General features: G+C 48.3%; 9 protein-coding genes. 7 read left to right on the plus strand and 2 right to left on the minus strand.

All coding sequences use genetic code 11. The annotated features are described in order from the left end of the window. Nucleotides 1-26 precede the first annotated feature (26 nt). The 7 genes from AC6I3O_RS01625 (at nt 27) to AC6I3O_RS01655 (ending at nt 17,508) form a co-directional block, all read left to right on the plus strand. Complete coding sequence (locus AC6I3O_RS01625) at nt 27-9,227, plus strand: helicase-like domain-containing protein (RefSeq protein WP_004083176.1); 9,201 nt, start codon at nt 27-29, stop codon at nt 9,225-9,227. A 103-nt stretch (nt 9,228-9,330) separates the two neighbouring features. Then, complete coding sequence (locus tag AC6I3O_RS01630; RefSeq protein WP_004083175.1) at nt 9,331-14,106, plus strand: DUF3849 domain-containing protein; 4,776 nt, start codon at nt 9,331-9,333, stop codon at nt 14,104-14,106. Further along, nucleotides 14,103-14,333 (plus strand): transposon-transfer assisting family protein, encoded by a 231-nt coding sequence (locus tag AC6I3O_RS01635; RefSeq protein WP_004083174.1) that lies wholly within the window; start codon nt 14,103-14,105, stop codon nt 14,331-14,333. The genes AC6I3O_RS01630 and AC6I3O_RS01635 overlap by 4 nt, the downstream gene beginning before the upstream one ends. After that, nucleotides 14,333-15,226, plus strand: coding sequence for a YodL domain-containing protein (locus tag AC6I3O_RS01640; RefSeq protein ID WP_065547587.1), 894 nt, complete (start codon nt 14,333-14,335; stop codon nt 15,224-15,226). The genes AC6I3O_RS01635 and AC6I3O_RS01640 overlap by 1 nt, the downstream gene beginning before the upstream one ends. 150 nt (nt 15,227-15,376) lie before the next feature. After that, nucleotides 15,377-16,276: an RpnC/YadD family protein gene (locus AC6I3O_RS01645; protein ID WP_016221413.1), complete on the plus strand. Its 900-nt coding sequence runs from the start codon at nt 15,377-15,379 to the stop codon at nt 16,274-16,276. Between the two features lie 90 nt (nt 16,277-16,366). Further along, a complete protein-coding gene (locus tag AC6I3O_RS01650; RefSeq protein ID WP_330571583.1) occupies nt 16,367-16,861 on the plus strand; it encodes a hypothetical protein in 495 nt (164 codons plus the stop codon). A gap of 14 nt (nt 16,862-16,875) precedes the next feature. Next, complete coding sequence (locus tag AC6I3O_RS01655; protein ID WP_004083166.1) at nt 16,876-17,508, plus strand: hypothetical protein; 633 nt, start codon at nt 16,876-16,878, stop codon at nt 17,506-17,508. A 79-nt stretch (nt 17,509-17,587) separates the two neighbouring features. Here AC6I3O_RS01655 and AC6I3O_RS01660 read toward each other — a convergent pair whose 3' ends face one another. After that, the gene (locus AC6I3O_RS01660) at nt 17,588-19,240 is read right to left on the minus strand and encodes a relaxase/mobilization nuclease domain-containing protein (RefSeq protein WP_135975719.1); all 1,653 of its coding nucleotides are present in this window, start codon (nt 19,238-19,240) and stop codon (nt 17,588-17,590) included. Beyond that, a complete protein-coding gene (locus AC6I3O_RS01665; RefSeq protein WP_004074407.1) occupies nt 19,212-19,628 on the minus strand; it encodes a plasmid mobilization protein in 417 nt (138 codons plus the stop codon). Before AC6I3O_RS01665 ends, AC6I3O_RS01660 begins: the two co-directional genes overlap by 29 nt. Nucleotides 19,629-19,717: the final 89 nt, after the last annotated feature.

Here is a 19,717-nt window from a genome sequence, read left to right on the forward strand (position 1 = left end):
GGCGGTATTTTATATGGAGGTTTTATATGGCAATGTTAAATGAAATCCGTGGGCTTGCGGAGTATGAGGCAAAGGCTGTCACCAGTTCCCCACGGGACTGGATGGGATATCTGGACACGGCGGCGAAGCTGTACCGTTATTCCTTCCCAGATACGCTTTTGATCCATGCACAGCGCCCGGATGCGACTGCCTGTGCGTCGCTGGAGCTGTGGAATGGGAAGATGAACCGGTGGGTGAACCGTGGGGCAAAGGGGATTGCACTGATTGACGATACCGGGCCGACACGGAGGCTGCGGTATGTATTCGATATTTCCGACACGCATATGGTGCGTGGCGGCAGGACGCCAAACCTGTGGAAGATTGAGGATGCACAGAAAAAGGATATCCTTGACCATCTGGCGGACGCTTACGGACTGTCAGAGACAGACAGCGCAGACCTGCCGTCTGCCTTATCCGAAATTTCCCGGCAGTTGACGGAAGAAAACTTAGAGGAAGTGATGGACGGCCTTCTGTATGAAACAGAGGGGACATTTTTAGAGGGGCTGGACGAGGACACGATCCGTGTGGAGTTCCGGCGGCTTTTGATGAACAGCGCTTTTTATACGCTGGCTGTCCGCTGCGGCCTTGACCCGATGGAGTATCTGGAGGAAGAAGATTTTTCGGCAATCACCGATTACAATGCGCTGCCTGTGCTTACCTTCCTGGGAAATGCCACAAGCCAGCTTGTGGAGCCTGTCCTTGTGGATATTGGACGGACAGTGCGTAAGATTCTCATAGAAGAATCCCAGAAAACGGTTGCAAAAGAGAATGGAATCAGCTATAATGAATTTAACGCTTTAAAGCGCGAAAGCAAAAACAAAGAAGGAGGAAATGAGCATGGAACTGACTTACCACCGCAAAGGGGATTACCTGTTCCCGAACCTGACCATAGAGAAACCAGAGGCGGCAATCGGGAAGTACGGGATGCTGCGCCGGACATACCTGAAAGAGAACCGGAAGGGATGGTATCAGAGCATGATGCTGTCGGGGAAACTGGACAGGCACTTGATGGAGATCGAGCAGGCAGCGACGGAGAGGATGGAAGTCCTGATGAAAGGGCTGCTTCTGAAATACCCGGCCCCGGACAAGGAGAAAGACCAGATGGCGTGGGCGGCGCACATGAATGGACTGACGGCAATGGCGGAAGAGAGCATCTTGAAGGAATTGGTATACAGCTAAATGAGGAAACAACAGAACAGGATTTGAGTGAAGCAGAGGAGAAAGAAGCCTCTGCTTTATCTTTGCCCGATTTTCCGACTGTGGAACAGCAGAAGAGGGAGATTGAGGGACGGATGCAGGCGCTCTATGCCGGGGAGGTTGCGATTTCTCCAGAGGTGATAGATGAAGTCCTGCGCAGCGGCGGCAACAGGAATGGGAGCCAGCTCCGGATCATCTATAATTTTATGATAGACCAGATGCCGGAGGAATATACGGAATTTGTCCGGAGGGAGTATGGCAAAGGCGGCATCGGGCTTATCATAGACGGCAAGGAATATTCTGTCTGGTATGATGAGCTGGGGATGCAGATTGCCGTAGGACATACGGTGACAGACCGGATTCTGGATAAGGTATTTTTATCCTGGGAAGATGTGTGCGGACGTATCCACCAGCTTTTAAAACAGGGGGAGTATGCGCCGCAGGTGGTATTGGATGCCGCAAGGGATAACGCTTTGAAGGAACACGCCAACGCACTTGCCTATATGTATCAGGATATGGCAGAGGGCGTTGCGGAGCTTGTATTTGAAGATGTGGAGGTATTCTATGGCGGATTCCCTGATAAAGTGGAACGGCTGTCAGAGCTGATCGCACAGCCGGAATATCTCTATGACCTGATAGAACGGCTGGAAGGGCTTGCGGAAGCGTATGAAGAAGATCATGGGGTCATGCGATTCCAATTATATAATCCTACACGGATTCTTGCACAGTTCCAGAAGTTTGCAAAGGAGGCGGTACCTTACCAGGCAAGAGAAGGGTTTGCATGGGAAGAACATCCGGTTTTCATCACAGAGGATGAGATTGACGCATTTCTGCAGGGAGGGGGCGCATATTCGGACGGGCGGCTTTCCACTTACGCATTTTTTATACAGGATAAGACTGATAAGGAAAAAACGGATTTTATTAAGGAAAGCTATGGGATAGGCGGACGGAGCCATGCGCTGTCCGGCGCTGACAATTCCCATGCAGATTACAGCGGGAAGGGGTTGAAGCTAGCGAGAGGCTCTTATAGTGAGCCGGATGTGGAACTCTTATTGAGATGGCCGAAAGTGGCAAAACGGGTAGCGGCTTTGATTGAAAACGGCAATTACCTGAAACCGTCCGATTATTCCCGTATGCCTGTTTATGAACGGGAAAGGATGGCGGGGCGTGTTGCCAATTTCTATCATCATCTTCCAGACCATATGATACGTCCCTGGGCGGGAAATCCAGATATGTTTACCCACCGGGACGATGTGGTGAGTCTTCTGAACAATCCAGAAGGTCAGGAAGGCTTATTGCGGCATATGGATGAAGCAATAGCGGAATTGCCATTAGATTTTGAAGATTATGAGAAAAAGGTACAAATCCTTACCGATCTTCACGGATATGTGGAAGGGACATATACGATTTTCCCGGAAAGGAAAAGGGAAGAAGTACAGATTGAAAATGGAGGACAGTTATCCCTCTTTGATTTCATGGCTCCAGAAATGACGCCAGAAAAGCAGGAAGAAACAAAAGAACCGCAAAAAAAGGAAGAATCAGGAATTAAGAGTGCGGAACCGATAGAAGATAGCAGCGGCTCCGGCGAAACCGGGAAGTACACTTACGCAGTAGGGAACTTTATATATCTGGATACGGATAAGTTACACCGTATTACAGAAATTAAGAATCAGCACATATCGGTAAAGGATATGGAACATCCAGACCATCAAGAAAGTATAATCTTTCTTGATTCGTATGATGGGAGATTAGATGTCTGCCCGGAACTGAACCGGCATCTGCTGATTGGCGGAAATGCATTAGGGAGGGACAGCCGGGCTATTTACAAAGAATGTCTGTATACTGCGCTTGCCGCCATTAAAAGCAGCGCAGTCTATGATGTCATCCGTTCCAGGGACGTAGATGAAGATATGGCGTATGATATTGTCCAGGAAGAATTGGACAATTTAATGGTGCGCAACAGGGAAAACGCCCCCGTTATGGCAGAAGCCTATGGGAACTGGGATAACTTCCGGGACTGGATGGCGGAAGATATTTTCCAGAGGACGTACCAGGATTACCTTGTGGACAGCCGGGACGCCATTGCCTTGCATGAAAATGACCCGGATGCGCCGGAGTGGGCAAAAGGCATGGCGGTGGATGCAGAGTTACAGGAGATTGCGGCATTTCCAGAAGAAGCAAAGGAAAATTTGCGGGAAGCGGAAACGGCGGCAGAAGCAGAAACCGTAGATTTCGCAAAATCCGCAGAACCGGATCTTATGCAAAGAGAACCCGGCATATTTGAGTATGGGGGATTCCATTTTGAAGCTGTTGGGAAACTGCAGGAAAACTTCAACGCACAGGACATTATCCTGAATACCAGATCGCATAACGAACTTGGCATATCTGATTATGAAGATGGGCAGCATCCGTATTCGCACAGCAGCTTTTATGAAGCAAGCACAGACAAAACCGCAGATGTTTTCCGGTGCGTGGAAACGGGGAAGAATTATCTCCCAGGGGAGAATGAGCTGTTTGAGTATGTGGGGGAATTTATCCCTTTTATACAGCAGGAGACGCAGGAAGAAGAAGCGGAGCTGCCTCAGACGGGCGCAGCGGCTCCTAATCTGGAAGAATTGCAGGAGGAACCGGACACTGAGGAATACGGTCTGATTGAAAACAGGCTGTTCCTTGCAATGGAGGAAGCAGACGTATATCTGGATGATTTTTCACCGGAGCAGGTGGATGTTATCTATGAAGCTGCTGAAAAAGGTTTGAACCTTGTGCCTATGCTGAACCCGGAGTTCCCTCCGGAGCAGATGCAGCTGATTGCTGACGTGATGGAGCGGATGGCAGCCAATGAACAGGCTGCATTTGGGAATGAGATCAATCTATTGACAAGCCACGTGATGAATCCGGAGGAAATCAACTATATCCGCAAAGACCGCAGGCTCCCCTTAGAGCCTGTTGCCGCAGATGGGATAGAGGGAGCTGGAGGGATCGGAAACGGCAGTACCCGGCAGGCTTCCGGGCAGTCCAGAAGGGATAACGGGACAGGAGAACCGTCACCGGGGCTGGAACGCCGGGAGAAGATAAATTTTCATATCACCGACGATGACCTGGGCGCAGGAGGCCCAAAGCAGAAGTTCCGTGCCAACATGGACGCAATCCTCATCCTGAAAGCATTGGAGTATGAAAACCGCCTTGCCACGCCGGAGGAACAGGAAACCTTATCACATTTCGTCGGATGGGGCGGCATCCCTGCGGCGTTTGACGATAAGAATGAAGCGTGGGCGGCAGAATATGCGGAACTGAAAGCGGCGCTGACGCCGGAGGAATACCGGGAGGCAAGGGCATCTACCTTAAATGCGTTCTATACTTCCCCTACGGTAATTAAAGCGATGTATGAAGCCCTGGGAAACATGGGGTTACAGCGGGGGAATGTGCTGGAGCCGTCCTGCGGAATCGGAAATTTTATGGGATTAGTGCCGGAGCCTATGGACGGGCTGAATATGTACGGCGTGGAGCTTGACAGCATTTCCGGGAAGATAGCGAAACAGCTTTACCAGAAAAATAATATCTCCGTGCAGGGGTTTGAAACCGCTGCATACCCGGACAGCTTCTTTGACTGCGTAATCGGCAATGTGCCGTTCGGCGCTTATAAGGTGGCAGACCGCAGGTATGACCGCCATAACTTTATGATACATGATTATTTCATCGCAAAATCCTTAGACCTGGTGCGTCCAGGCGGTGTGGTGGCGGTGGTGACGTCAAGCGGCACGATGGATAAGCAAAGCGCATCCGTGCGCCAGTACATCGCCAACCGTGCAGACCTGATTGGGGCGATCCGTCTCCCCAATAATGCGTTCCAAAGAAATGCCGGGACGGGCGTTGTTGCGGATATTCTGTTTTTTCAGAAGCGTGACCGGGCGTCTTTGGAGCAGCCGGATTGGGTGGAACTTGGCACAACGCCAGAAGGCCATACGGTCAATTCCTATTTTGCAAACCACCCTGAGATGGTGCTTGGGGAGTTTACCACGGAAAGTACACAGTATGGCAAGCAGGAAACCACGGTGAAGCCGATAGAGGGAGCAGTCCTTTCGGAGCAGCTGAAAGAAGCGGTGAAGCACATCCAGGGGACGATTACGGAAATGGAGCTGGAAGATTCAGAACTAGAGGAAACGGCATCATCCATCCCGGCAGACCCTTCCATCAAGAATTTCAGTTTTGCAAATGTGGATGGGAAAGTGTATTACCGGGAAAATTCCGTTATGAATTTGATGGAGCTTCCCGCTTTAACAACAGAGCGTGTGCTGGGGATGATTGAACTGCGGAATTTGACGCAGACACTTCTGCAGTGCCAGATGGAGGACGGCAGCGATGCGGAAGTTGCCGTGCTGCAGAAGGAATTGAACACGCAGTATGATCGTTTTACCGCACAGTATGGACTGATCAGCAGCAATGCCAACCGGAGGGCATTTTCCCAGGACAGCAGCTATTGCCTGTTATCGTCGTTGGAATTGGTGGACGAGGAAGGGAAGCTGAAACGGAAGGCGGATATTTTTACGAAACGTACCATCCGAAAGGCTGTGCCGGTGACAAGCGTGGATACCGCCAGTGAAGCCCTGGCCGTTTCCATCGGGGAGCGGGCAAAGGTGGACGTGCCGTTTATGGCAGAGTTATCCGGCAGGGCAGAATCCGAAGTTACGGAGGAACTGGCGGGGGTGATCTTTAAAAATCCTTTGACAGACCAGTGGGAATCTTCGGATGAGTATTTATCCGGCAATGTCCGGGAGAAACTTACGGTCGCAAAACAATTTGCAGAAAATAATCCGGAATACGGGATCAATGTGCAGGCATTGGAGCGTGTGCAGCCGAAAGACCTGGAGGCATCGGAGATTGAGGTGCGTCTTGGGGCAACCTGGGTAGACCCGGCTTATATCACAGAGTTCATGGGGGAGCTGTTCCATACGCCGGGCCATTTATTGGGGAACCAGATTGACGTGAAGTATGCGAAAGTCAACGGCCAGTGGAACATTTCCGGGAAAGGTGCGGATTCCCGTGGAAATTCCCTTGTCACAGCCACTTACGGGACACCAAGGGCAAGCGGCTACCGTCTGTTAGAAGATGCGCTGAATCTCAAAGACACAAAAATCTTTGATACGGTTGTGGAGGACGGCAAGGAAAAGCGTGTCCTGAACAAAAAAGAAACCATGATCGCACAACAAAAGCAGGAGATGATAAAGGAAGCCTTCAAGGAGTGGATCTTCCGGGACATTGACCGCAGGGAGGATTTGTGCAGGAAATATAACGATTTATTTAACAGCATCCGTCCCCGTGAATATGATGGGAGCCATATCCAGTTTGCAGGCATGACGCCAGAAATTACCCTGATGCCACACCAGAAAAATGCGGTGGCGCATATATTATATGGAAACAACACGCTGCTTGCGCATTGTGTGGGGGCCGGCAAGACCTTCCAGATGATTGCGGCCGGGATGGAGAGCCGGAGGCTTGGGCTGGCACAGAAGAACCTCTATGTCGTGCCGAACCATCTGACCGAACAGTGGGGCAGCGATTTCCTGCGCCTGTATCCGGGCGCAAATGTCTTAGTCGCAACGAAGAAGGATTTTGAGCCTGCCAACCGGAAGAAGTTCTGCTCCCGTATCGCAACCGGGGATTATGACGCCATCATTATCGGGCACAGCCAGTTTGAGCGCATTCCCCTTTCCAGGGAACGGCAGATTGCAGCCATAGAGCGGCAGATGAACGACATCACGTCAGCCATTGAAGAGCTTGCGGCGGAAGATGGCACACGCTACACCATTAAACAGATGGAAAAGACGAGGAAAACACTGGAAACAAGGCTTGCAAAGCTGAATGACCAGAGCCGGAAGGATGATGTTGTGACGTTCGAGCAGTTAGGCGTGGATCGGCTGTTCGTAGATGAGAGCCACAACTATAAAAATATGTTTTTATACACAAAGATGCGCAATGTTGCCGGGATTTCCCAGACGGACGCACAGAAAAGCTCCGATATGTTCATGAAGTGCCAGTACCTGGACGAGATTACCGGAGGGAAGGGCGTCACTTTTGCAACCGGGACTCCCGTATCGAATAGCATGGTAGAGCTATATACGATCATGCGCTATCTGCAGTATGACACCATACAGAGGATGGGTCTGGGGCATTTTGATTCCTGGGCGGCAGCTTTTGGCGAGACTGTCACAAGTATAGAGTTAAGTCCTGAAGGCACAGGATACCGGGCAAAGACAAGGTTTGCCCGGTTTTTTAATCTCCCAGAACTGATCGCATTATTTAAGGAGAGCGCCGACATCCAGACAGCGGATATGCTTGACCTTCCAGTTCCCGAAGCGGAATATATCAACGAAGTGCTGAAACCGAGCGAGGAACAGCAGGATTTGGTCAGCTCCTTTGCGGAACGGGCAGAGGCTGTCCGTTCCGGGAATGTAGACCCGTCAAGGGATAACATGCTGAAAATCACCAACGACGGGAGGAAATGCGCCCTGGATCAGCGTCTGATTAACGATATGCTGCCGGATGCGGAGGAAAGCAAGGTCAACCGCTGTGTGGATAATGCGTTTGGCATTTGGGAAAAGACTTCTGCAGACAAAGGGACACAATTAATTTTTTGCGACCTGTCTACGCCGAAAAACGACGGCACGTTCAATGTCTATGACGATGTGCGGGAAAAGCTGGTGGCAAAAGGAATCCCCAGAGAGGAAGTGGCGTTTATCCATGAAGCCGGGACGGAAACGAAAAAAGCGGAATTATTTTCAAAGGTGCGCTCCGGGCAGGTGCGTATTCTGCTCGGTTCTACACCGAAGTTAGGCGCAGGGACAAATATCCAAGACAGGCTTGTTGCCCTACACCACCTGGATGCGCCTTGGAAACCGGCCGATTTGGAGCAGCAGGAGGGCCGTATTCTTAGGCAAGGGAACCAGAATGACAAGGTACAGATCTACCGGTACGTTACCGAAAATACATTCGATGCGTACATGTGGCAGATTTTGGAGAACAAGCAGAAGTTCATCAGCCAGATCATGACCAGTAAATCCCCGGTACGAGCCTGTGAGGACGTGGACGATACGGCGTTAAGTTATGCAGAGATCAAAGCCCTGGCTACGGGCAATCCCTACATCAAAGAGAAGATGGATCTCGACATCCAGGTGAGCAAGCTGAAACTTTTGAAGGCAAACCATACCAGCCAAAAGTACCGCCTGGAAACGGAGATCGCAAGGAATTACCCAGTGAAGATCACAGCGCTGAAAGAGCGGATTGCAGGCTTAAAAGCAGATGCGGAGGCAGTGAAGCCGCTTTTGGAGAAAGATAAGGAAAAAGATGATTTTTCTATGGTCATCGGCGGGAAAGCGTACACAGACCGGAAAGAAGCAGGAACGGCGCTGATTGCCGCCTGCGCCGGATTGAAAGCAGTGAAAACAGCCGGTCAGATTGGGGAGTTCCACGGCTTTACCCTTTCCGCTAATTTTGACAGCTTTAATCAGACCTACCAGCTTACCATCAAACGGCAGTGCAGCTACCAGATTGAAGTGGGGAAAGACCCGTTAGGGAACCTGCAGCGTATCAGCAATGCACTTTCCGGGATTGAGAAAAAACTGACGGAATCGGAAGTGAAACTGGAAACCGTGCAACAGCAGCTTGCCACGGCAAGGGAGGAAGTGGAGAAGCCGTTTGCAAAGGAGGACGAACTGGCAGAGAAGATTGAACGGCTGTCAGAATTAAATGCTTTGCTTAACATGGACGACAAAGGGCCGTCAGAGGCGCTTGGCATGGAGGAAGATGTACAGGAAGTGGCAGACCGTCCGAGGAAAGCTGTCAGCTATGCAGGCCGGGTGTCGGATGCTTCCCGGATTGCAGATGGGGCAAGAAAGCCTTCCGTGCTTGGAAAGTTGAAAGAGGCAAAAGACAGGCTTGCCGGAAACCATAAGGGCAGTCAGAAATTAGCAAAGAAAAAAGAACAGGAATTATAAGCAGGAGGCCATACTGTCAGCAGATGATGGGATGGCGTTTTCTATTTATATCGTATCTGCCGGGATTCCACATAGGTGTCCCGGCAGGGAATGGAGGAAATTTATGGCCGGAAAACGGGAAGAACAGTTAAAGGAGATTACGGAACGGCTGGAACAGGGCGTGAAGGATTTATTTACTTCGGAAAAATACACGGAATACCTGAAAACGATGTCGCAGTTCCATAATTACAGCTTTAACAACACGCTTTTGATAGCGATGCAAAAGCCGGAGTCAACCTTGGTGGCAGGCTACGGCACATGGAGCAAAAAATTTCACCGTCAGGTGAAGCGTGGGGAGAAGGGGATCAAGATTATTGCCCCTGTGCCGATCAGGGAAAAGGAAGAAGTGGAGAAATTTGACCCGGAGACAAACGAGCCAGTGCTGCGCCCGGACGGACAGCCGGAAACGGAGGAAGTGGAGCATATCATCCCACGGTTCCGTGTATCTACGGTATTTGACATTTCGCAAACGCAAGGTGATCCGCTCCCGGAGCTGGATGCGCCGGAACTGATGGGGAGTGTGGAGAACTTTGACATTTTCATGGAGGCGATCCGGATGGTGTCCCCGGCCCCTATGCGCTATGCAAAGATTGAAGGGGATACTAAAGGGTATTACAGCAATGTGAATAAAGAAATCGTAATCCGGGATGGCATGAGCGAGAAGCAGACCATGAAAACAGCCCTCCATGAAGTGACACATGCCATGTGCCATGACCGGGACGTGATGGAGGAACTTGGGGAGAAGAAAAACAAGATGACCATAGAAACGGAGGCCGAGAGCGTGGCTTTTACGGTCTGTAGTTTCTTCGGTTTAGATGATGTGTCAGACTACTCCTTTCCGTATCTGGCGGGATGGGCCAGCAGCATGGAGATGAAAGAGTTGCGCAGCTCTATGGATTTTATCCGGAAAACGGCAGGCTCTTTCATTGACAGCATGGTTGAGAATATCCAGAAGCTTCAGAAAGAAAAAGAGGCTGAGAGGGAGCTGGGGGAGGATGATCTGGTATTCCAGGTTGCCCTTTCCGGTGAGGACGCAAAGCGCTTTTACCTTGTAGACAATGTAGGCAGGGTGGATTTTCTAAGGCTGTTACAGACATTTGCAGAGCAAAAGGGAGAAAACGGAAGCCCGGAACAGTTCTTAAAAGAGCATGGCGTGCATCTGGATTTATGGAAGGATTCTGAAAATCCGGAAAGGAATGAAAATATGCCGGATTTCTATGATGTCCTGTATATAGATGCAGGGCATATCATAGATGCGTCAAAATCTCCCACACTGATACAAGTGGAGCTTATCATCAGCCGTGCGGAGTATGGGCGTGAGGCATTGGGAAGGGAGGGACATAACCTGGCTGTCCGCTATGCTTATAAACTGGATGATCTGAGGGAAACAAAAAGGTTGGTCGGGGAAATGATAGAAGCGGCAGAAAATCCGGGAAGCCGGGACATCGGGCGGATTATGGAGGAGGCACAGGCGGAGATTGACTTCCTGCCGGATAACCAGATCGGTCTTTTGCAGATGCATGACTTTGGCTATCGGAATGATTCAGTACTGCCGCTTACGGTAGAACGGGCGGCTGCCTTACATAATGCCGGGCTTCCTATATATAGTCTGCATGAAGATGGGAGTTCCACATTAATGAATACGGAACAGGACATTTTAGAGACTGGCGGGATATTCGGCGTTGACGCCAGGGCATGGGAAAGCCACCTGGTGATGGAATCTGTGCATAAGGAGAAGGAAGAAAGGGAAATGGACGAGGAATATCAGGAAGTAGAAGTATTTGAAGTACCGGCTTTGTTTTCTAACGGACGGATAGCGGAGGGGGACGTGCCGAAGGGATTTTACCGCTATGACTTGCGGGGGTCTGGCGATGATCCCGGAGATCCGGCCGTGCTGGAGAATCACGTAGTCGTGAACCATGCAGGAACCGTCCTTGCCATACAGCCAATCCCAATCCCGGAAAGGGGATTTTTAAATTTGGGAGAGGAGCTGAATTTTGTGGGAGGGATGTCTACGCCGGGGCAATTCCGGCAATCCCTCACAGGCTTAGATGTTTCTGTATTGGAAGGACAGATGCATGATGCGGTGATCCGTTCCAATGAAGAACTGCTCTATACGGATACCAATGACTGGTATGGCATTTTTCAGATTGATGAAAAGGGGAAAGGCAGGGAATACCTGTTTTTCAATATGGATTTTATAAAGAAAAGCGGGATGGAAGTGGAGGGAGGCGATTATGCGCTGCTCTATGGCGGAAGGCTGGGGCAACAGGACGACCTGGACACTATTTATGAGAAATTCAATCTCAATCATCCCAAAGGATATACAGGGCATTCCCTTTCGGTGAGTGATATTGTGGTCCTGAACCGTGGAGGGCATGTGTCGGCGCACTTTGTAGACAGCTTTGGATTTACGGAACTGCCGGATTTTGTAAGCCAGAGGGAACAGAGGATAAGGAAAGAGGCAGCGCAGTATTTTGAGGAAGAAGCCTACCCGCCGCTTTATACGCATACGCTTCCCTATGCAATGGAGCATGGCCGGGCGGATGATTACCTGGAATCAAGAAAACGGAACCTGGACTGCAAAAATGCCATTGAGGACGCGATCCGGAAGAACTTTGACGGGCTGCATCTGGCGTATGACGCCGCTAAGGAGATCATTGAAGAATACGGTGCGGAACGTGTGGTATTCATCCTTGCGAATACCGTACAACATTTGGAATATGACGGGCGGTTTTCTATTGGGAATAAGGCATGGGCAAAGGGATATGGGATACCGGAAAACATAAACCGGGGGATGGACATGAACGCTGACTATGTGGTAAACAGCCACCCGGCGGTACTGGACGGGTTTATCGGGCTGGCAAGGGATGCGATAAGGGAACAGGAATTAGTGATGGAAGAAAACGTGCAGATTAATGAGGAAACGAAAGGGTTTATTGCAACCGGGCATTTCGGCACATGGCATACGGTAGAAGCAAAGGAGATCAGCGGCGAGCTGTTTTACCGGATGGAGCATGAGGAATATGGGGATTCCGTTGCCTCTATTATCGTCAATCAGAATGGGGAGCTGGTGGCAGAGGACTTGGAGCATGGATTTGACCAGGGGGCAATGGAAGCCATTGGCGAGTATTTTTCGGAAAAAGGAATAGAGATGAAGCCGGAACCGCCATTCATTGCACAATACTATGTCATACAGAATGCCGAGGGCGGCAAAGCGGAAAGGGCATATCAGTATTTTTCAGATATGGATACGGCAGTTACTGCTTATCATGAGATCCCAAACCATGTGGACAAGCGGCTTGGCATGGAGAGCAGCGAGCAGCCGCCCTCCAGGATGTCCCTGATTGAGTGCAGGAATGGAATCGAAACACTCACAGACATAGAAAAATATTCCCTGAGTGGAAAATGGGTGCGTGAGGAAACGATGTCGGCATTACAGAAAGCAAAAGAATATCTCGACAATTATGATGCTGAAATTGCATACCAGACAGGAAAAGGCTATTTTTCCATCCAGACGGTTTCAGACGGCTATGATTATACGATTTATGGCAAAGATTTCCGGGAGATTGACGGAGGCGTGTATGATAACCCAGATATATCCATCGGTGAAGCGATGGAAGCAATCCTTTCTGATGAAGGAATCTCCATGACGGCATGTAAGGTTATGGATTATGAGGAATTGCAGGAGAAGGCAGAAGCAGCCGCACAGGAAGATCTGCAGAAGGCACAGGCGAAAGAAACGGAGAAGGGGAAGCTGCCGCTGGTTTCTGATATGACAGAGCCGGAGCCTGCATTAAACAGTCAGAGCCGGGCAGGGACTGAGGAAACCGTACTCTGTTATGCCCAGGCGCAGATTGATGAAATGGGGCTGTCGGAGGAAGTGGAGCTGCTTGGTGCAAGGGTATATGGGAGCCGAACCAGAGAAGGGCTGTACCATGAAGGCTCGGATATAGATGTTGTGGTGTCTTACAGCGGCAATCTGAAGGAGGATGCTTTTTTCAGTGCGCTCCATGAGGATGGATTAAAGATAGCAGGAATCCCGGTTGACATCAATCCAATCTCTACGGAAAAGACGGGGACATTGGAGGAATATCTGGAAAATGCGGAGAAATATCTGGATGAAAAGCAAGGCTATATGGAGATTCCTGAAAGTAATGGGCGGGCAGACCGGAAACAGTCTATAACATTTTATGTGGCAGAGTGTTCAGAATTTCATATATTGGGGGAATTTCATGAGCGTCTGGAGACATTGCAGGAAGCAATGGAATTATATGAAAAAATCCCTGCGGACAGGCTAAATGGCATAAAAAGTATTGGTATTCAATTAGAAGATGACAGCATTTATGATGGTACGACTTATGACCTTATGGTAGCGGGTGAAATTCAGACAGAGTTTATCAATGAAATTCCTCATTACAGAGAAAGCCCGCTGGTGCAGAAAGCGATTGCGGATATGGAAGCAATGCTTTTGGAACAAAGGACGGGGCAGGAAGTATCAGCTCCGGAAGAGAAAGCAGCGCTTCCGCAACAGACAATGCCAGAGGTAAAGGAAGGAAAAGCTGTTCAGATGGAAGAAAACAGGAATCCAGCCACAGAGGTACGGAAATCTGTTGGAGATACAGAGGTATCGGAAAAGCAGCCTGCAGAACTGAAAAAAGCGGCTGAAAATGCCCCCAGAACAGACAGAGCCATATCCGGCGGCAGCAAGAAGCAGTCTGTCTTAAATGCCCTCCGGGAACGGCAGGCAAGAATGAAAGCGCAGGAGAAGGAAAAACAGGGACAGGAAAAACAGGGGCAGAAGGCACAGGCAAAGAAGAAAGGAGAACCGGAATTATGATGGTGAGGTTTGAGGAAAATGAATATTTCCTGATGGCAATGTTCCAGAAGGAAAGCAGGCAGGCAACCATAGAGGAAATATATAATGTGATCCCCTACATAGGCAGGGATGAAGAAATGCTTGCACTTATTAACAGCACACTGGAAAAGCTGTGGTTCCTTACGGATGAAGCATTTTTAAACATGGATTTGGAACCGTACAAAGAGGAACTGGTGGAGGACGAATGATGGATGTGAACCAATTTGCTGTTTATCAGCTTAAAAATATCCCGGAAAACAGGCAGATACGGTTCCGGCCTTACAGTGCGCTGCAGGAGAAGGGAATCCAGATACAGTATGAGGATTATGAGCAGGTGTATTTGGCACGGATGCAGCCGGAGGACGAGCCAGGAGAAATTCGCAAGCGTTTCAATGAGAAGCTGCCAAGGACATTCCACGGGCATTCGATCAGCGTCAGCGATGTGCTTGTGCTGAATAAGGGCGGTGTCGTGACTTCTTACTATGTTGAAAAAGATGGGTTTACTGTCATAGCTGGGTTTATCCGGATAAGTTCGTCCGGCACACTTGTGTCTCTTGATATAACAGATTTCCACATCAAGGGGAAGGAGGGGAAATGGCTTGCCTTTGACAGCATTATCATAGAAGGCAGGCAGTTCTTTCTGATGGAGCATGAAACTTATGGGAAGGAAGTGGCATGGGTTGTGCTGGATGAAGAAGGGAAGCTGGTTGTAGACCATGCATATCATGGATTTGACCAGTCGGTGCAGCAGCAGATCAAGGATTACCTTAATCCGCCACAGCTTACCGCAGAGCCGCAAAATCAGGAAATATCCGGTGGGCATATCCAGATGCAGTCCAGCAATGCTATGGATAAGCCGCCTCTTGAAAACTGGCAGAAATATATGGAGAATGGGGAGTATCTTCGAAGTTCCGAGATAGATGAAGAACAGAATTACAACATGATCGACGGCAGGCGGAATAATATGTCCCCAAAAGGGAAAAATGGCAGGGTATCCGTCCTGGCAAAGCTGCGCCGCAAACAGGCAGAGATTGCAAAGCGGAGTGTAAAACCGGCACAGCAGATGGAAATGGCAGAGGATATGGAGCGCAGACGGAAGTAAGAAAAGGAGAAGTGTCTGGCGAATGCTGCCGGATGCTTCTCCCTTTTTATGTCTTGAACAATCGGGAGTTTCTCTGTATAATAAAACTATAAGGCAGGGCATAGCCGATTTGCCGGACTGATTGGCAAAATCTGGAACCGAGGTGATATGATGCAGGGTGAAACATTACAGGAAGAACCAAAAGAGAAAACAGCGGAGAAAAAGAATGCGTTTGCAAAATATACGGCGAAAGACAGTGTTTTTTCAACGCTCTTTCAGGATAAGAAATATCTGATACAGTTATACCGTGCGCTCCATCCGGAGGATACGGAGACGACGGAAGATGCGCTTATGGATATTACCATAAGGAACGTCCTCACGAATGGAATTTATAACGATCTAGCTTTCAGGGTTGGGGATAAAGTCATGTTTCTGGTCGAGCATCAATCTTCATGGACGATGAATATTATTATACGTGTGCTGATGTATTTAGTGCAGATTTACCATGACTATTTTGAGGAACAGGATGCAGATTTATATGGGAGCAAGAAGGTTCATGTTCCAGAACCAGAATTATACATGATTTTTACAGGAGAGCGTGCCAGCAGACCGGAAACAATCTCACTTTCCAAAGAATTTTTCGGCGGGAAAGAATGTGCTATTGAAGTAAAGGTTAAAGTGCTTTACGGAGATAAAGGGAATGACATTATCAGCCAGTATGTTGCGTTTACAAAAGTATATAATGAACAGGTGAAACAGTATGGAAGGAGCCGGGAGGCTGTCACGGAAACCATCCGTATCTGTAAAGACAGGGATGTGCTTCGGAAGTTTTTGGCAGGCAGAGAAAAGGAGGTTATATCTATTATGATGGCTTTGTTTGATGAAGAGAAGATCATGCGTACCCATATAGCAAGTGAAAGACGTGAGGCTGCAAAGGAGGCAGTAAGGGGTGGAGTAGAAAATATGTTAAAGTTGGGGAAAATGTCGGCAGAAGAAATTGCAGGCTGTTTTCCTGAATTGTCTGTGGAAGACATTCGAGAAATTGAAAAAGGGCTGCTCCAAACGATATAATACTTGGTGGCAGGCAGATACAAAAAGAAAAGTATATAGAATCCCCGGCTGCAAATGAATACAGCCGGGGTTATTCACATGGAGGATAAAGTGAAGGAATCAGAACTGATAGGGAAAGTACATTCTGCTGTCTACCACCAGTGCCAGCAAAGGGGATATGCCGCCCCTGCTGATGTGCTGGTTGATATAGGTGTCCTGCCTAAGCAGAAGTATGAGGACTGGAGATTCGGGAAAGTACGGTATCTGGAAGCGGTGTGTACGTGTAATTTAAAGAAGCTCTCCTTTATTATGAAACAGATCCGGTCCTATGCAAAGAAAACGAACCTGAAACCGTCTTTCTGTTATTACAAGCGGTGGGGTGTGAAGAAAAGGCATGGACATAAGCCGGTAATCCCCCTGCGGTTCAGCAAAAGCGGAAATCCGGAGATTGAAAAAGCATATGCGACACACTATGTGGATTTAGGACGGACAGAGCAGTTGAAGAAAGAAAAGATGGAGAAAGCGGCAGCTGCAAACCAGGCTGAAATATCGGATAAGACACAAGATATGCCAGTAAATATTTCTGACAGCAGAAGCGGAGCGTAAAATGGGGAGAAGGAATGGAAAAAGAATCTGAAAAAAAGTATGAAACCATGAAGAAAATCATGGACGCATTAGAGGATATTCTATGCTCTTATCAGGGCAGGGGACATCAATCAGTATATGTTGACCTGGATTCCCTTGCGCTTTTCACAAGCCTGATTGCATACGGGCAGATACAGGTAGAAAATTACAGGTATGACTATGACGATAATATCCGGAAGGATGAAGAAGCTGAACGGATTTACAGGGAGCTTGCCCCACAGACAAGATGGCGTGTGGGGCAAGGAACCCAGATAGAACCGATACGGATGAATGCTTTGAAGCAGCTTGCGGCTCAAGGTATGCCGACGTACCAGGGACAGGTTTATTATGTAGATACAGGCTCCATCCTGGTATGCGGGGAAATCCTGCCCTATGAGATTTTCCAGTTGTTCACGGATATGCCGGAAGTGAAGAAATTATATGTTTTCCCCTACCCGTTCCAAGCGGAATGGGAGAAGCCGCTCTATTTTTCCTTTGAACCAACAGAAGCGGCACGGGAGGAAATGCAGAAATATGTGGAGAGAAAACTGGATGAAATGTGTCGTATCATGAGAGAGAAAAGCGAAGGCATTAGCGGAATAATCCCTAAAGTGGAAGATATTTTTTAAACCTATTTGTTTCATTGGAATCATAACAGCCGCAAAGATTTGATAAAGGAATCATGCGGCTGTTTTTCTGCCAGTAAGATTAAGAAATATCGGTGCTTTTCTGTTTTTCCGGCTGTCGGGTGTGCGTCTGTCCTAAAATCTTATCGACATTGAAGCAGACGGTATTTAATTCTTTTTGGTAATCCCGGAAGTAATGGTAAGTTTTCTGTGCCTCTTTTTTCTGTTGGAGCAGCTTTTCCTTTTCTGCTTTCAATAACTTCATGGAGGGGAGCTTCCCATTTTCGGACTGCTCTTTCAGAAATTTCCGTGCGGCTTCATAGAGTGCGATTTCCATCGGATGCTCCTGCCGGAACTGCCCTTTATTCTTTGCTTTCACAAACTTTTGGTAGACAGATTTATTGGCAAGATACTGACCTGTATAGTGGATCTGCTCATTTACCTTCCGGAGATTATCTTCTACAGACTTCAATTCTTTTCTGGAAATGGAAGCATGGCTCTTAATCTCTGAAAAAGAATCTTCCAGGGAATCCCTTGTATTATATCCATGCTCTTGTATATAAGCAACTGTTTTAGCCATTTCTTTCAGGTTGGAAAGTTTTACTTTGTTAGCGTAAGCGGCATTCTGCTGTGCCTTTACGCAAGCTTGCAGATCGACCACCAGACGCAGATCTGATTTGATAAACAGGACTGATACAGTTTCCTCTTGCAGTAGATTGGATGGGCTGGTTGCAGATTTCTTCGATTCCATATTATATTTCCCCATATCAACTGTTTGCTTTTTGTTTTCCTTATGCTCTGCATTTTCCTTAAACAGCTCCAGAAGATAATCTTCTACATAATGTGTGCCGAGCATCCTTCCGGTGATATATTTGTTTCGTTCCGGGTGGAGGTAGCTGAACCTGCCCCGGCTGACCTTCAATTTGACATTGTATTTTTCCAAAAGCAAGTTCTGAAAATCTTCCTGGCTGCAGGAAACGGCTGCGGCATCTTCGATTGCAGACCGTAGAAATTCTTTCTGTGTCTGAAATTCTGTTTTACGTGGTGTCAGCCCGTCTGCACGGAGCTGTCTGTTACGTTCATCCAATTTCTTCTGCCCTCTGCGCTTCGCATGGTATTCCCGGTCTGTGATTTTCTTTTCTGCAGGAGCAAGGAGGTCTACCTGGTGCAGATGCTCCCGGCGGCATATATCCATAAGTGACTGCTTTAAGTGAATCAGATAATCTTTAGATACATGATGCTTATACCCGGCACGGGAATCGCAGGCCCGTTCCATAAAGTCCTGACGTTCCACATCATATTTCCGTAAGCTGTTGATTACGATATGCACATGGATGTTGCCGCTTTCATTATGCCCATCCATGTGGGTACAGACAAGAGCCTGATGGCCGGGAAAGTTTTTCTTTGCATATTCCATTCCAATCTGCTGTGCCCATTCCCCGGTCAATCCATTTTCTATTGCGTCCTTTGGATCGAAGCTGATGATGTAATGGTGGGATTTGATTTCATCATAGGATTCATTTTTGTGGTATAGGGCATTTAGTTCCCTGCACTCCATGTCGAACGTGAACGGATCACAGTTTATGCCGTCCATGATATATTCCTTTCGTGGGATCAATTCACCATTTTCATCAAGTATCGGTTTGTTCGTACTTTCATCATACTGGAATAAGAGATACCGTTGTGCTTCCCCATAGTCGGCATTTTTACTTGCTATATGTTTCAGTATTGCCATCCAAACTACCTCCGGCGGCAGAGTGGAAATCTCCCGCCATCTTTAAGACTTCATACTTCATTTCATAAATTCTGGCCACGCTCTGGTCGATTGCCTTACGCATTTCTTGTGAGTGGATGCCGCCGCTGTTAAAATGCCTTGCAATTTGGTTTAAGTTGCTCCCGATTTTCCCAAACTCTGCAACCAGCTTTTTCAACTCCGGCAGGTCTGCAACAATCTCATAATTCGCTGTGACCTTCTGCTTCATAATCTGTTTCCGAACATATTCAGCCGTTGGAAGATGTGTAGCCTTTGCGTTTTCAGAAACGATTTCATATTCCGTATCAGTAAGGCGGAGCATAATTTGGTGTTTGTGTCGTAGTTCCCTGTCCTTCTTTGGTCTTGCCATTGTATAGTTCCTTTCTGTTAAAAGTGTAAAAGTGAACTTCCCTTATTATAAGGATAAAAAAGAGTTCTTATAATAAAGCCGATTAGGGA

The sequence above is a fragment of the Sporofaciens sp. St.21A7 genome, assembly GCF_059728535.1.